Consider the following 14,971-nt stretch of genomic DNA (forward strand, 5'->3'; position numbering starts at 1 on the left):
GGAATATGGCGGAGACAGAACCGGATTTCGCAGAGCTGGGAGTCGCCGGACCGATCGTGGCCTCACTGGCCTCAGCAGGAATCACCCACCCCTTCCCGATTCAGGCACTGACGCTGCCCGTGGCGCTGTCAGGTGCCGACATCATCGGACAGGCCAAGACGGGCACCGGAAAGACCCTGGGATTCGGAATCCCCCTGCTCCAGCGCGTCGTCGGCAAGACCGAGGACTCCTCGGTGACCACCCACCCCGAGGCGACTCCCGACAGCGTCAACGACTCCAAGGAACCGCGTCTGCCGCAGGCCCTCGTCGTCGTGCCCACCCGTGAACTGGCCAAGCAGGTCGCAGCCGATCTCGTGACCGCCTCGGTGCAGCGTGACATCGACATCATGACGATCTACGGCGGCATGGACTTCGACCCGCAGATCAACCGGCTCAAGGCCGGTGTCGATGTCGTCGTCGGCACCCCCGGCCGCCTCCTCGACCTCTACGGACGCAAGATCCTCCGCCTTCACCGCGTGCGCACCGTCGTCCTCGACGAGGCCGATGAGATGCTCGACCTCGGGTTCCTGCCCGATGTGGAGAAGATCATCAACGCCGTGCCCGCACACCGGCAGACGATGTTGTTCTCGGCGACCATGCCGGGTGCCGTCATCACACTGGCCCGTCGGTACATGAGCCAGCCCACGCACATCCGGGCCCAGGACCACGAGGACCTGTCCATGCTGGGCAAGAACACGACTCAGTTCGTCTATCGCGCCCATTCGATGGACAAGTCCGAACTCGTCGCTCGCATGCTCCAGGCCGAGGGCCGGGGCCGCACGATCATCTTCACCCGCACCAAACGGACCGCCGACAAGCTCGCGGCCGAACTCGGCGACCGCGGCTTCGACGTCAAGGCTCTGCACGGCGACCTCGGTCAGTCGCAGCGGGAGAAGGCGCTGAAGTCCTTCCGCGACGGCAAGGTCGATGTGCTCGTGGCCACCGATGTCGCCGCCCGCGGAATCGACATCGACGATGTCACCCATGTTGTCAACTACCAGTGCCCCGAAGACGAGAAGACCTACGTCCACCGCATCGGTCGCACCGGCCGCGCGGGTCACTCGGGTGTGGCCGTGACCCTTGTCGACTGGGACGACATGCCCCGTTGGCGACTGATCAACAAGGCCCTCGGCCTCGACTTCGACGAACCGGCCGAGACTTATTCGACGTCTCCGCACTTCTTCGCCGACCTCGACATCCCGAAGGGCACCAAGGGTCGCCTGCCGCGCCAGCACCCCGAAGGTGAGGACGAGACCGGCGGGGAGAAGAACCGCGGGTCCGAGCGTCGCGGGTCCGACCGTCGCGGCTCCGGCCGTGGCGGCTCCGATGACCGCCGAGGCGGCTCCTCCGACCGTCGCGGCTCCTCTTCCGGTGCCGGTGAGGAAGGCCGCAAGCCGCGCCGCCAGCGCAATCGTCGGCGCACCCGCGGCGGCAAACCGGTCAACCGCGGCCATGCCGGCCAGGGTGGGCACTCGGCCACCGACGCCAGCGAGGACTGAACTGACGCCGGCGACGGCGCACAGACTTCGTTGAAGGGGCCCCAACCGTGCTCGGTTGGGGCCCCTTCGCCGTCCCGTGTCCGGATCACGGAGCCTCGTTCACTCTGCGTTCAACCTGATCTCCGAAGGCGTTCAATTCGGTGGTCAAGACTGTTCTGACGCCCTGTCTCCGATGACGAACGAGAGCGATTCATTGTTCAGTTCACGCCGTGTGGATGCCCCCTCCCCCGCAGCACCTGCCGGGGTCTCCGATCTCTCCCCGAAGAGTCAGGAGCTCGCGGCCGGTCTGGACCCGGCTTCCGAGTCGTCAGCGTCCGACCGCGCCTCGGACGCGGCCACCTCCCCCGGCACCCGCACCGGCAGGCGCCACCGGCACGATGTCGATGTCATGCGCGTCCTCGCCGGACTGACCGTGATGATCGGCCACTCCGGCGGTGTGCTCATCGGCCGCAGCGAGGAAGGCTCCGACGCCTGGTGGCTCGGTCATCTCGCCGAGGCTGTCAATCCCTGGGCCGTGCCCATGTTCTTCATGATCGCCGGGTGGGCCGTGCTCGCCGGTGCGCCCCCGCGCACAGAAGCCAAGATGTGGGACCGGATCGTGCGCCACCTGGTTCCCCTCGCCTCGTGGTCGGTCATCTTCGTCCTGGGATTCAACCTCTTCGACACCGACGAGGTGAATGTCCGCCATGACCTCGTGCGCAGCTTCCTCGAAGCCGGTCGCCCCGGCTTCCACCTGTGGTATCTCTACGCGTACATTCCGCTCATCCTCGTCTTCGGCACGCTCGTCCTGTTCTGGAGGAACGAGCGCCCGTGGAGGCTCGCGGCTCTCGCCCTGGTGCTGGCCGGATCGACGGTGTGGGCGCCGTTTCTGCTCGACCTCGTCGGCTCCGATCAGGACGCCTGGAAATGGGGATTCGCCACCTATCAGGTCGTCTACTTCGTCATCGGTGCCTTCGTCATCCAGCACGCCGGGGAGCTGCGTCCGCCGATCTGGACGCTGTGTCTGCTCTTCGCCGCCTCGGCGCTCGGTGTCCTCTGGTGGGAGTCGCAGAAGTCCTATCCGATCGAGAACGCGAATCCGCTCATCGTGGGGCTGGCGATCAGCGTGATCCTCCTCGTCTCCCGCTTGCGCCTCGGCACCCGCACGAAGAAGATCTTCGCGCGTCTGGCGTCAGCGTCGTTCGGCGCGTTCCTCGTCCATGTGTTCTTCCTCGAACTCTTCTTCGAACGCCTCTACGATGTCGAGGCCGGACCGGTCGTCCTCGTCATCCAGTACCTCGGTTTCCTTGCCGCCATGGCCGCCGTGTCCTATGCGCTGAGCTTTGCGTGGGGACGGCTGCGGCTGCGGCGAATCCTCGGCTGAGCTCAGCCTTGGATGTAGTCGACGCCGCCGGGTCGTGAGGCGGCGCGGTCGAGGAGTCTGGTGAGCATGTGGTCGGAGGTGACGTGTTCGCCGAGGCGGTTGGGTTTGCCCGTGCCGTGGTAGTCGCTCGACCCGGTGATGATGAGGTCGTTCTCATGGGCGAGTCGACGCATCGCCTCCCGTTCCTGAGGCGGGTTGTCCCGATGGTCGACTTCGAGCCCGTCGAGACCGGCGGCGATGAACTCGGTCATCGCTGAATCGGGCACGACCCGTCCGCGCATGGCGGCACGAGGATGGGCGAAGACCGAGACTCCTCCGGCTTCGCGGATGAGACCGATCGCGGTGATCGGGTCGATCGTCGGCAGCGCCACATGGTATTTGCCGCGGCTGGACAGGATGGAGGAGAACGCTTCAGTGCGGTTCTCCACGACACCGGCGGCCACGAGGGCATCGGCGATGTGCGGTCGCCCGATCGTCGCGTCTTCGCCGGAGACCGAGAGGACTGCGTCCATGTCGATGGGATAGTCCTCGGCAAGGCGCTCGATGATGAGGTGCGTGCGGTGCAGACGTGCCCGCCTGGTCTCCTGCACGACTTCGGCCAGTCCTGTGTTGTACGGGTCATGAAGGTAGGACAGCAGGTGCACACTGATGCCTTCGTAACGACAGGAGATCTCCATTCCCCGAACCAGCCCGAGCCCGTAGACGCGTGCGGCGTCCTCGGCCAGGGTCCAGCCCGCGGTGGTGTCGTGGTCGGTGATGCCGACGACGTCGATGCCCTCCATCGAGGCTTCGGAGATGAGTTCGGAAGGAGTTTGGGTCCCGTCCGAGAATGCGGTGTGCACATGGAGATCGATGACCATGATCACAGTCTATCTGCAACTGTCGTTCCCTCTTCCACATGTGCCGACGATGTCAGCCCCGACGCATAGACTGGGTGGCATGACAGAGCAGAATTCAGATTCACCAGACACGTCTCAGGCCCTTTCCGACCGCGTCAACAACCGCTCGCATCGCCCCAATTCCCAGGCCTTCCGCGATTTCGTCGCCTCCGGCTGGGACCGCACCCCGCTCGACGCCGAGGCGTTGGCCGCTGCGGGCTTCACCCCAGCACGCCGGGCACAGGTCTCGGCCGCTTTCCCCGGTGAGCGCCTCGTCGTCCCTGCCGGCGGACTCAAGGTCCGCTCGAACGACACCGACTACCGCTTCCGTGCGCACTCGGCGTTCATCCACCTCACCGGGTTGGAGACCGATTCGGAACCCGATGCCGTCCTCGTCTTCGAGCCCGAGGACGATGGTCATGAGGTGACCCTGTACTTCCGTCCCCGCGCCGGTGCGGACACGGAAGAGTTCTTCTCCGACTCCCGCTACGGCGAATACTGGGTCGGTCCTCGCGCAGACCTCGAGGCCATGTCGACGATGACCGGCATCGCCACGGCGAACTCCGCCATCGTCGATGACGTCATCACGAAGGACCTCGGGGCGATCTCCGTACGTCTCGTGCGCCAGGCCGACACCCGCATCGACGCAGTCATCGACCTCGCCCGCACCCAGGTCCAGGCCGATCTCGAGACCTCCGAGGCCGGCGATGCGGAACTGGCTCAGCTGCTCTCCGAGCTGCGACTGATCAAGGATGACCATGAGGTCGCGGCCCTCCGCGAGGCCGTCGCGATCACGCGAGCCGGCTTCGACAATGTCGTCGGCGCGCTGCCGCAGGCCCTGGGACACCGACGCGGTGAGCGCGTCATCGAAACCGCTTTCGAGACCGCGGCACGTTCCGACGGCAATGGGGTCGGCTATGACACGATCGCAGCATCGGGCAACAATGCCTGCACCCTGCACTGGATCCGCAACGACGGTCAGGTCAGAGACGGCGACCTCGTCCTCGTCGACGCCGGTGCCGAAGCCGATTCGCTCTACACCGCTGACATCACCCGCACCCTGCCGGTGTCGGGGACCTTCACCGAGGTGCAGGCGAAGATCTATGATGCCGTGCTCGCGGCCTCGGACGCGGCATTCGCCGTCGCCGCCGATCACGTCAACCGTCCCGTGAGATTCCGTGAGGTCCACGAGGCGGCAATGGAAGTCATTGCCGAACGTCTCGAGCGCTTCGGAGTCCTGCCGGTCTCGGCCGCCGAGTCGCTCTCCCCCGAGGGGCAGCAGCACCGCCGCTGGATGGTCCACGGCACCAGCCACCACCTCGGACTCGACGTCCACGACTGTGCGCAGGCGCGAGCCGAGATGTACCTCGATGCCACGATCGAACCGGGCATGGTCTTCACGATCGAACCCGGTCTGTACTTCAAGGCCGACGACCTGCTTCTGCCCGAGGAGTTCCGCGGCATCGGTGTGCGCATCGAGGACGATGTCCTCGTGACTGCCGAGGGTGTGGAGAATCTCTCCGCGGACTTCCCACGCACCCGCGCCGAGGTCGAAGCTTGGGTCCAGGGTCGGAATCGCTGATGTCCTCGGCACACGACGCCCATCCGGGGACGGACGCGGACGCCGAGTCGATGCCGGTTGACGGCATCGGCCCGGTGCGCGGCCGGGGCATCCTCGAGGTCCCGGGACTCGGTCTCGGCCATGCCGGTGAGTTCACCCCGGGGCGCCTGACCGGGCTGAGCGTCGTGGCCCCTCCGTCCGGGTCCACCATCGGCGTCGATGTCCGCGGCGGCGGTCCCGCCACTCATGAGACCGATGTCATCGCCCCGGGCACGCATTCCTATGGTGCCGATGGCATCGTCCTCACGGGTGGTTCGGCTCTCGGCCTCGCCGCCGTCAGCGGCGTCGTCGATGCCCTCGCCGAGGCGGGGCGCGGTTTCCCCGCACCCGGTCTGCCCGGAACCGTCATCCCACTCGTCCCGGCCGCCGCGATCTTCGACCTCGGTCGCGGGGCGGGGCCGGTGGCACCGCCGCGACCCGACGAGGGCGCGCAGGCGGCGAGGGACGCTCTGTCGACCGGCGCCGAATCGACCGCAGGGAAACCGAGTGCGGTGCCGCGGAGAGAGGTCAGGGGCAGCCTCGGTGCCGGTGCCGGTGCCCGTTCGGGGTTCCAGACGCTTCGCAGCGGACTCGGATCCGTCGCTGTCCGCCTGCCCGGCGGTGTCACTGTCGCCGCACTTGTCGCGGCGAACTCCCTCGGTTCGATCGGCACCTCGACCGGCGGTCTGTGGTTGGATCCACTGCTGCGGTCCTACGGATTCGATCTGCCGAGAGTCCGGGGGCTGCCGGTCGCGGCACCACCGGATGCGGCGGCGAAGAACACGACGATCGCGATCGTCGCCACCGACGCCGCTCTCGACCCGGCACAGGTGACTCGGATGGCATCGGGGGCGCATGCGGGCATCGCCCGAGCCGTCCAGCCTTCGCATACGCTCTATGACGGCGACACCGTCTTCGGCATCGCCACCGGAGAACACGCTCTTCCGACCGACTACGAGGCTGCCACCCGCGAACTCGTGACGATCACCGCGGCGGCCGCCGACGCGCTGAGCCTGGCGATCCTCGACGCTCACGTCTCGGCGGCCCCGGCGGGACCCGGATGTCAGCAGCCGCAGACCCTGAGCGAGATCGCTCCGGACTTCGCCTCGGCCTTCACCGCCGCGTTCTGAGCTCGCCGGCCCGGGGCTCGAGTCCCTCCTGACAGTGACGGGGCCCGCCGAGCAGCGGGCCCCGTTTCTGTGCTCTCAGCGCTGGTGCCTCTCAGCAGGGCTGCGGATCAGTGTTCCTGACTGTGGGCACCGGTGACGCTCAGTCCTCGCGGGCGGACTGAGCTTCCTCGGAGTCCAGACCCTGCGGATCCTTGCTGCTCTTCTCCATCTGAACGTCGAAGCCGTCCTGGCGCAGCAGCTTCTGGGATTCGCTGTTCGCCTGGGCCTCGTCTTCGACCACGGTGAAGCGGACCGTCTGCGTGAAGTCACGACCGTAGCGGTCGGTTCCGGTCACCTCTGCGGTGTGAGTGCCCAGATCGAGGTTCGAGGGGATCTCGGTGCGCCACAGGTGCGAACTCGACTGTCCGACATTGCCCGAGGTACGCAGGTTCTGCGAGGCCGTGTACGGATCCGTGAACTCCCACCCCTTGGCCAGAGCCTCGCCCCGGCCGGGCTGTGTGTGCTCGCTCTGCTTCGGAGCCTGGCCGTCAAAGCTGACTTCGACTCGGGCATCGGAGGTGCCGGCCAGGAAGCTCGAGGTCAGCCATGTCTGCCCCTCCTTCAGATCATCACGGGTGACGACCCGTTCGGAGACCGGCTCCGGAGCGGTGCCCGCCTTGTCCGCGTCCTGCCAGTCCTGGGCCTTCTGGGCCCAGTCGCGCCACGCCGGCGAATTCACACCGAGCAGCAGCTGATGATCATCGGATTCGTTGCGCACGGTGTAGCGCTCGCTGCGCGAGGCACCGTCGAACTCCAGGGTGAGCACTCCCGGCTCCGAAGCGTCCTGAGTGAACGAGTACGGCAAGCCATCGGCGTTGAGCCCTCCGGAGTACCAGTCGCCGGAGACCGCACCGGCGACGATCTGCGTGTTCGGCAGCTTCTCGATTCCGGCTGCGGCCCATTCCTCGCGCGACTCACCGGCGATGAGGTTCTCCTGCGTGTGGGTGTGTCCGCCCACGGTCACGGCGTTCGGGTAGTCGGCGATGACATCGTAGAAGTCCTTCGCGTTGTCGACGACGACCTCTGTGTGCGTGACGATGGGCGCGTGTGTGGCGATGACGACCTGCGCGTTCTTCGGCACATTCTTCAGATCGTTCGCCAGCCAGGTCAGCTGCTCCTCGGTGATCCTCTCCTTGTACTTCTTCCCATTCGCCTTGCCCTCGTAGTCGATGCTGTCGAGCACGACGAAGTGGGTCTTGCCCACGTCATAGGAGAAATACGACGGCCCGAACTGGTCGCGGAAGGTGTCGAGGGCGTGAGAGTCGTCGACGGCGTCGTAGTCCTGATCGTGGTTGCCGGGGGCCACCCGCACAGGACCGTTCGTCTGCGCGTAGATGTCGCGCAGTTCGTCGTTGAGGCTGAGGTCGTCACCGACGTTGTCACCGAGCAGCAGCACACCGCAGGCACCGTAGTCCTCACGGTCGGCGAGGTCCCCGACCGCGCCGTCACGGGCATAGCCCATCTCGGTGGTGTCATAGGCCTGCGTGTCAGCGGCGATCGGGCAGTTCTGGTCCGACTTCGCCGACGCCGTCGATTCGACCATCGGGAAGTTCACTGCCTTCGGAGTCTGCCCGGTCGGTTCGATCCCGCCGAACTCGAGGTCACCGGATCCTTCGGGCAGATGGTTGTAGCTGAATTGGGCGACCTTGTCTTCATCGACGGGAACCTGCCATCCCGCCGGCTGGGTCACGGACACGGTCATGTTCTCCCGCACGGGCAGCTCATAGACCCCCTGGCCGTCGGTCTGGACGACGTCGACGCCGTTGGTGACCGCGACTCCGGCCACGCCCTCCTCGTCGTCGTCGAGCTTCGAATTCTCGTTGGCATCGTCGAAGACCCGACCCGTGAACTTCTGCGGATCGGCGGCCTGGCCCCGATCGACCTGCACGTGTCCCTCATAGAGTTCGGCCGGTGCCCCCGCCGCCGTCGCAGCGGTCGGTGACAGCAGCGGAGCGAAGAGTGTCAGCACGGCACAGGCACCCAGACCTGCGACGGTGGTGCGAGGGCGGATTCGGCGTATCTGCATGGATGACTCCTGTTGTCGACTGTGGCTGGATCTGCCGTGACACGACGCTAGGCAGGCCGAACGACAAGGGAGTGAAGTCGTCAGTACAGCTTGATGAATAGGAGAAGTGAGCGCGTGGAACACCTCCCCCAGACCGTCCGCGATTCGAGGTCACAGCAGCGTTCATGAGGCCGTCATCCCGGGATCGGCGGAATGTGAATTGAGTTCAATTCGCCGAGGCGGCCCCGCAGGACTCCGCCCACCCCGTAGTCTGAGAACATGTCTGGTCCACCGAAAAGAGTCTTCGTCGCCCGGCTCGTCTCCGCGCCCGTATTCGACCCTCTCGGCGATCAGGTCGGACGGGTTCGTGACGCCGTCATCGTCTATCGCGCGACCATGCGGCAGTCCCCACGTGTCATCGGCCTTGTCGTCGAAGTCCCGGGCAGACGCCGCGTCTTCGTCCCCATGGGTCGGGTCACCGCCATCGACTCCGGACAGGTCATCACCACCGGCCTGGTGAACATGCGCCGCTTCGAACAGCGCGGATCGGAGACGCTGGTCATGAACGATCTCCTCGACCGCAGGCTGCGTCTGCGGGCAGACGATTCCCCCGTCCTCGTCGAGGACGTCGGCATCGAGCAGCAGGTGAACAAGGACTGGGAGGTCACGCGCCTCTTCGTGCGTCGAGTCCCCGAACGCACCGCCTTCGCCGCGTTCCGCCGGCGCGGTGAGACGAAGCAGATCGACTGGACCGACGCCGACCATCCGGCCGACTCCGACATCGATCAGGAAGCCACCCAGCTCATCGCCGCCTACCAGGACACGAAGCCTGCCGACCTCGCCGATGTGCTCTTCGAGATGAACTCGGCGCGCCGTCTCCAGGTCGCCCGGGCCCTCGACGACGAGCGCCTCGCCGACGTCATCGAAGAGCTCCCGGCCGACACGCAGATCGAGATCCTCGCCGGCCTCGATACCGAACGTGCCGTGACGGTGCTCGAAGAGATGGAACCCGATGACGCCGCTGACCTGCTCGGCGAACTCAGCGACGACCAGGCCGAACGGTTCCTCGCCCTCATGGAACCCGATGACGCCGAGGATGTGCGGACGCTGCTGGCGTACGACGATGACACCGCCGGTGGCCTGATGACGACCGAACCGGTCATCCTCACCCCCGAGACCACCGTCGCCGAGGCGCTGGCCCACGTCCGCCGGGAAGACCTGCCTGCGGCCCTGGCCGCCGCGGTCTTCGTCTGCAGACAGCCCGTGGAGACACCGACGGGCAAGTACCTCGGGCTCGTCCACATCCAGGAGATGCTGCGTCATCCGCCGCATGAAGCGGTGGGCATCATGCTCGACACCGAGGTCGAACCGCTGCCGCCGGAAGCCCCTCTGGGCGAGGTGTCGAAGCTTCTGGCCGCGTACAATCTGGTCTCGGTGCCGATCACGGATGAGAACGACCGCCTCGTCGGAGTCGTCACCGTCGACGACGTCCTCGACGAGCTTCTGCCCGAGGATTGGCGCACGACCGGCCGTGATGAAATCAGGAGGGGGTAGACATGGCTGTTGACGATTTCGAGATCCCACGGTCGAGCAAACGCAAACTGCCGAACTTCGCCATGTCGCCTGAGACCTTCGGCCGCGGCGCCGAGGCGTTCGCCCGGTTCATGGGCACCCCCGCGTTCCTCGTGGGGATGACCGTCTTCTGTGCGGTCTGGCTTGGGTGGAACACTCTGCTTCCCGAGTCCTGGCAGTTCGACCCACGGTCGCTGAACTTCACTCTGCTCACCCTCATTCTTTCCCTGCAGGCCTCCTATGCCGCTCCGCTGATCCTCCTCGCGGAGAACCGCAGCACCGACCGTGACCGCGTCGAATTCGAACACGATCGGCAGCGTGCCGAACGCAACCTCGCCGACACCGAGTATCTGGCCCGAGAGGTCGCGGCGCTGCGGATCGCCATGCGAGAGGTCGCAACCCGCGACTTCATCCGCTCCGAACTCAAGGATCTGCTCAGGGAACTCGAAGAGGAGAGCAGAGAGCCCGGACGGTCCGCCGCGGAACCGAAGGACCCCGGGTACAGGGGCCAGGGGCCGGATGACGGCGCCGATTCCCAAGGGGTAGGGTTGAAGCCCCAGGAGCACTCATCCGGGGAGGAAAGGACGTGGACATGACTGGTCCCGATGTGGACACGGTGAGAGAGGCACTGACCGGCGTCATCGATCCCGAGATCCGCCGCAACATCGTTGAGCTCGATATGGTCGACGACATCAGCATCGACGGCGGCGAAGTCACCGTCACAGTTCTGCTCACCATCGCCGGCTGCCCGCTCAAGGACACGATCTCCAGGGACACGAAGGCTGCGGTGGCCCGCGTCGAGGGAGTCACCGAGGTGACGGTCGTCCTGGGGACGATGACACCCGAACAGCGGAAGGCGATGAAGGAGAAGCTGCAGGGAACCGGTACTCGCGACATCCCCTTCAACCGGCCCGACTCCCTCACCAAGGTGTACGCGATCGCGTCCGGCAAGGGCGGGGTCGGCAAATCCTCGGTGACGGCGAACCTCGCGGTTTCGCTCGCGGCCAAGGGTCTGCGCGTCGGCCTCGTCGATGCCGATATCTACGGTTTCTCCATCCCGGGCATGCTCGGACTTTCGGGCAAGCCGACCCGGGTCGACGAGATGATCCTGCCGCAGATCGGCCACGACGTGAAGGTCATGAGCATCGGCATGTTCGTCCCGCCGAGCCAGGCCGTCGTGTGGCGAGGCCCCATGCTCCACCGTGCCCTGCAGCAGTTCCTCACCGATGTGTTCTGGGGCGATCTCGACGTCCTTCTGCTCGACCTGCCGCCGGGCACCGGTGACATTGCGATCTCCGTGGCCCAGCTGCTGCCCGGTTCGGAGCTGCTCGTCGTGACCACCCCGCAGGCGGCCGCGGCTCAGGTTGCCGAACGTGCCGGCTCCATCGCCACCCAGACGAAGCAGACGCTGTCCGGGGTGATCGAGAACATGTCCTGGATGGAGATGCCCGACGGCAGCCGTCTGGATGTCTTCGGCACCGGCGGCGGCACCAGTGTGGCCGAGAACCTCTCGCAGACGCTCGAGACCACGATTCCTCTGCTGGCGCAGATTCCCCTCGACACACAGGTGCGCGAAGGATCCGACGCCGGCACCCCCGTCGTGCTCAGCCACCCCGAGTCCCCCGCTGCACAGGCCTTCGACACGTTGGCCGAGTCCCTGCGCAGGCGCTCTCGCGGACTGTCCGGCAGGTCTCTGGGTCTCAGCCCGGTCTGAGACAGTGCGGTTGCCTGTCCGTGGAGACGGTCTCGTCTACACACTGTTCTCCTGTGCGCTCGCGCTCAGCCTCTTCATCCTCCTGCCCGGTGCCGTCGTCACCGCGAACCGTCACGCCCCGCCGAGCGCGAAGGACCTGACTGCACAGCAGCATCGGACCACGGCGGCTGAGAACCGCGCCCTGGTGACCGAATCGATGCGCAGCTACGCGATCATCGCCGAGAAGCGAAGCCCGCGGCTGAACATCCATGTCTTCGGCGTGCCCGGGGCACCCTCGTTGAACTCAGCCGTCGAGTCTCGGCTGTCGACGATGATCGAGAAGGCGGGCGGATTCGACGGCAGAGCTGAGTTCTCTCCCCCGCAGACCTCGCCGGTCCACCGGTGGCCGACGGCGACATTCGCTCCGCTGCGGACTGCCTCAGGCGAACCCGCATCGGAATCTCAGGATGCGGCTCCCGGCCCCGGCAGAGATGCGCCCGATCCGGACTCGCTCGACATCGACAACTCGGTCCTCGTCGGAGGGGGCCGCTACCTCGTGACCACCGTCGAACAGCATTCACCGCAGCCGCATACCGCGGTGCTGCTCACCGACCTCGACGCCGAGACCACGGTCGATGCGCGCAGTCTCTTCACCGCCGCAGTGGACCCTGCGACGGTCTCCGGCGATGAATTCGGAAGGCTGACCATCGAGGGCACACCGGTGTCGGATGCGGAACTCACACCGCTGGGGACACAGGTCGCCGATGAGCTGCACACCCCGCTGAGACTGGTCCAGCCTGCCGACCAGCGGTCTCCCGACTTCTCCTGCGCACTGCTGCCCTGCGTAGCACTGACCTATGACGACGGTCCGGGAGAGGCCGCGACCGAACAGGCCATCCTCGATGCCGCCGCTGAGGCCGACATCCGCGTGACCTACTTCTTCCTCGGCAAGAACATCGATCACTTCCCCGAAGTGGCTCGCAAGGTCATCGCCGACGGTCACGAGGTCGACAACCACACCTATCGGCATCCGCGACTCAGCCAGATCCCCTCCGCGAAGATCCGTGCGGAGATCCGCCGGACCCGGAAGTCACTGAATTCGGTCGGTGTCGACACTGATCCTATGGTCCGCCCGCCCTATGGTGCGCTCGACAAACGGTCCGCCCATGTCGTGGGCGTACCGTCGATCATCTGGGACGTCGACACCGGCGACTGGCAGCACAGGGATCCGAAGAAGATCGTCAAGGCGGTGAAGGCACATGCCCGTCCCGGCTCGGTCGTGCTCATGCACTCCATCCACCCCTCTACCGCGAAAGCCGCACCGGCCGTATACGCGACCGTCGCGGACAAGGGGTTGTATGCGGTGACCGTACGCGAGCTCTTCGCCGGAATCCCCTGGGAGAAGGCCGGGTCCTACTTCTGCCGCGGCTACGCCGATCCGCTGTGTTCGAACCCCGAGCACCCATCGGTGCAGAAGAACTGACAGTCGAGCTCTCCGCTCGAACCCGCCTCCGCTTTCGTCCCGGCGAACCGAAAGGGGTCCTGGTCCTTCAGGTGGCTTCGGAGTCGAACGGGGCGGCCGCGGATCGGTCTCGCAGGTCGACCTGGGCTTGGAACCGTTCGATCGGTGACTTCTCCCGCACAGTCGCCTCGGTGCCGGAGCTTTCCGCCGCAGTCGCCGGGTCCGCAGCGTCGACGGCGGGAGCCTCGAGCGGATCCCGACGTTTGGATTCGCGGATCGCAGCATCCTCTTCGACGAGGGCCTCTCGGACGATGCGCCGGGGGTCGTACTGACGCGGATCGAGCTTCTGCCAATCCACGTCGTTGAAGTCGTCCCCGAAGTCACGACGGACGCTGTCCTTCGCTCCCTCGGCCATCCGCCGCATCTGGCGGACGAAGTCACGCAGCTTCTCTGCGTATTCGGGCAGGCGCTTGGGTCCGATCACGACCAAGGCCACAACGACCAGGATCACCATTTCGGTGCCGTTGATACCCATGAACATGTCACCCAGTCTACCGTGGACGGCTGTAGCATCGACTCATGGTCAGCACAGGTTCGACGAGCGCCGGGTGCCGGGAGCGTCGATGGATGAGATAGCGGTCGAGCGCGTGCTGCGCATCGTCGAACTCGTCCCCGAAGCCCGTGTCGTCGCCTACGGAACCGTGGGTGCCGTCGCCGGCTGCTCGCCCCGCTATGTCGGGCGGGTGATGAGGGAATTCGGCTCGAACGTCACATGGTGGAGGGTGATCAACGCCGCGGGAGTCCTGCCGCCGGAGATCTTCGCCCGCGCCCGCAGCCACTGGGCCGATGAAGGCACTCCGCATTCCCATGCCCGGGTCGACCGGAGTGCGTTCCTCGACGTCGATGAGCTCGATGAGCTGTGGCGCACTCACGGAATCGAGCCCGAATGCGGTTAGACTTGGGAGGACTCAGCAACGGAAAGGAGGGGGCCGATTGTCACGTGAAATTGCAGGTGATCTCACCTTCTCCGAACAGTACAACGGCCCCGATCCCCTGCTCGATGCCGCCCGGACCCACTCTCACGAATTCGGTCTTGCGCCGGTGTCCCAGACGACGGCGAAGACGCTGACGCTCCTCGCCCGACTCCTCACCCCGGTCGCCGCCGTCGAAGTCGGAACAGGAGTGGGCACCTCGACTCTGGCTCTGCTGCGCGGTATGCCCACCGCCGGCATACTGACCTCCATCGACACGAACTCCACAGCACAAGGTGCCGCCCGCGACCTCGTCGATATGGCGGGAATTCGCCCGGGCCGCCTGCGGCTGATGAGCGGACGGGCCGAAGAGGTACTCAAGAAACTCGCTCCGGCCGCTTATGACATGGTCTTCATCGACTCTGAGCCGAGCAACCTCGAGCGCATGATCCAGCCATCGCTGCGTCTGCTCGACGCGCACGGTCTCCTCGTCATCCACCAGACGATGCTCAAGGGCGCTGTCGCCGACCCCGTCGACCGCAGCCCGCGGACCCAAGCGGCTCGCGGAATGCTCAACCGCCTCGCCCAGCAGGAAGACCTCGACCGGGTACTGTTGCCCATCGGCCAAGGACTGCTGCTGCTGCAGAAGAGCAGGTGAATGCGACAACAGCAGAGACTTCCGAGAAGTCTCTGCTGTTCGTGCGGTTCTGTCCGGCCGCT

The 14,971-nt window shown here is 66.1% G+C and carries 13 protein-coding genes; 10 read left to right on the top strand and 3 right to left on the bottom strand.

Annotation, left to right across the window (positions count from 1 at the left end):
* Positions 1–5 precede the first annotated feature (5 nt).
* Both EB836_RS06735 and EB836_RS06740 read left to right on the top strand, forming a co-directional pair.
* The gene (locus tag EB836_RS06735; protein WP_135538770.1) at positions 6–1,538 is read left to right on the top strand and encodes a DEAD/DEAH box helicase; all 1,533 of its coding nucleotides are present in this window, start codon (positions 6–8) and stop codon (positions 1,536–1,538) included.
* 211 nt (positions 1,539–1,749) lie between these two features.
* On the top strand, positions 1,750–2,901 hold the full coding sequence (locus EB836_RS06740; RefSeq protein WP_167854376.1) for an acyltransferase: 1,152 nt from the start codon (positions 1,750–1,752) through the stop codon (positions 2,899–2,901).
* 2 nt (positions 2,902–2,903) lie between these two features.
* On the opposite strand, the gene EB836_RS06745 is transcribed toward EB836_RS06740, so the two are convergent.
* On the bottom strand, positions 2,904–3,761 hold the full coding sequence (locus EB836_RS06745) for a PHP domain-containing protein (RefSeq protein ID WP_135538774.1): 858 nt from the start codon (positions 3,759–3,761) through the stop codon (positions 2,904–2,906).
* 79 nt (positions 3,762–3,840) lie between these two features.
* Between EB836_RS06745 and EB836_RS06750 the strand changes: the two genes are divergently transcribed.
* Together EB836_RS06750 and EB836_RS06755 are read left to right on the top strand one after the other, a co-directional pair.
* On the top strand, positions 3,841–5,361 hold the full coding sequence (locus EB836_RS06750) for an aminopeptidase P family protein (protein WP_135538776.1): 1,521 nt from the start codon (positions 3,841–3,843) through the stop codon (positions 5,359–5,361).
* Entirely contained in the window at positions 5,361–6,509 is a 1,149-nt protein-coding gene (locus tag EB836_RS06755; protein WP_240689680.1) for a P1 family peptidase, read from the top strand. The genes EB836_RS06750 and EB836_RS06755 overlap by 1 nt, the downstream gene beginning before the upstream one ends.
* 139 nt (positions 6,510–6,648) lie before the next feature.
* On the opposite strand, the gene EB836_RS06760 is transcribed toward EB836_RS06755, so the two are convergent.
* Positions 6,649–8,574 (bottom strand): calcineurin-like phosphoesterase family protein, encoded by a 1,926-nt coding sequence (locus EB836_RS06760; RefSeq protein ID WP_135538778.1) that lies wholly within the window; start codon positions 8,572–8,574, stop codon positions 6,649–6,651.
* Positions 8,575–8,832: 258 nt separating this feature from the next.
* On the opposite strand from EB836_RS06760, the gene EB836_RS06765 reads away from it, so the two are divergent.
* From EB836_RS06765 to EB836_RS06780, 4 genes are all read left to right on the top strand, one after another.
* On the top strand, positions 8,833–10,107 hold the full coding sequence (locus EB836_RS06765) for a CBS domain-containing protein (RefSeq protein ID WP_135538780.1): 1,275 nt from the start codon (positions 8,833–8,835) through the stop codon (positions 10,105–10,107).
* 62 nt (positions 10,108–10,169) lie between these two features.
* Entirely contained in the window at positions 10,170–10,721 is a 552-nt protein-coding gene (locus EB836_RS06770) for a DUF1003 domain-containing protein (RefSeq protein WP_240689688.1), read from the top strand.
* A complete protein-coding gene (locus EB836_RS06775) occupies positions 10,718–11,839 on the top strand; it encodes an Mrp/NBP35 family ATP-binding protein (protein WP_135538782.1) in 1,122 nt (373 codons plus the stop codon). The genes EB836_RS06770 and EB836_RS06775 overlap by 4 nt, the downstream gene beginning before the upstream one ends.
* A gap of 10 nt (positions 11,840–11,849) precedes the next feature.
* Entirely contained in the window at positions 11,850–13,301 is a 1,452-nt protein-coding gene (locus EB836_RS06780) for a polysaccharide deacetylase family protein (protein WP_135538784.1), read from the top strand.
* A 67-nt stretch (positions 13,302–13,368) separates the two neighbouring features.
* Here EB836_RS06780 and EB836_RS06785 read toward each other — a convergent pair whose 3' ends face one another.
* The gene (locus tag EB836_RS06785; protein ID WP_135538786.1) at positions 13,369–13,821 is read right to left on the bottom strand and encodes a twin-arginine translocase TatA/TatE family subunit; all 453 of its coding nucleotides are present in this window, start codon (positions 13,819–13,821) and stop codon (positions 13,369–13,371) included.
* Between the two features lie 82 nt (positions 13,822–13,903).
* Here EB836_RS06785 and EB836_RS06790 point away from each other — a divergent pair, with 82 nt between their 5' ends.
* Both EB836_RS06790 and EB836_RS06795 read left to right on the top strand, forming a co-directional pair.
* On the top strand, positions 13,904–14,236 hold the full coding sequence (locus tag EB836_RS06790) for an MGMT family protein (RefSeq protein ID WP_135538788.1): 333 nt from the start codon (positions 13,904–13,906) through the stop codon (positions 14,234–14,236).
* A 37-nt stretch (positions 14,237–14,273) separates the two neighbouring features.
* Positions 14,274–14,909 (top strand): class I SAM-dependent methyltransferase, encoded by a 636-nt coding sequence (locus EB836_RS06795; protein WP_135538789.1) that lies wholly within the window; start codon positions 14,274–14,276, stop codon positions 14,907–14,909.
* Positions 14,910–14,971: the final 62 nt, after the last annotated feature.

The organism is Brevibacterium sp. S111 (assembly GCF_004745075.1).
Lineage (GTDB): Bacteria > Actinomycetota > Actinomycetes > Actinomycetales > Brevibacteriaceae > Brevibacterium.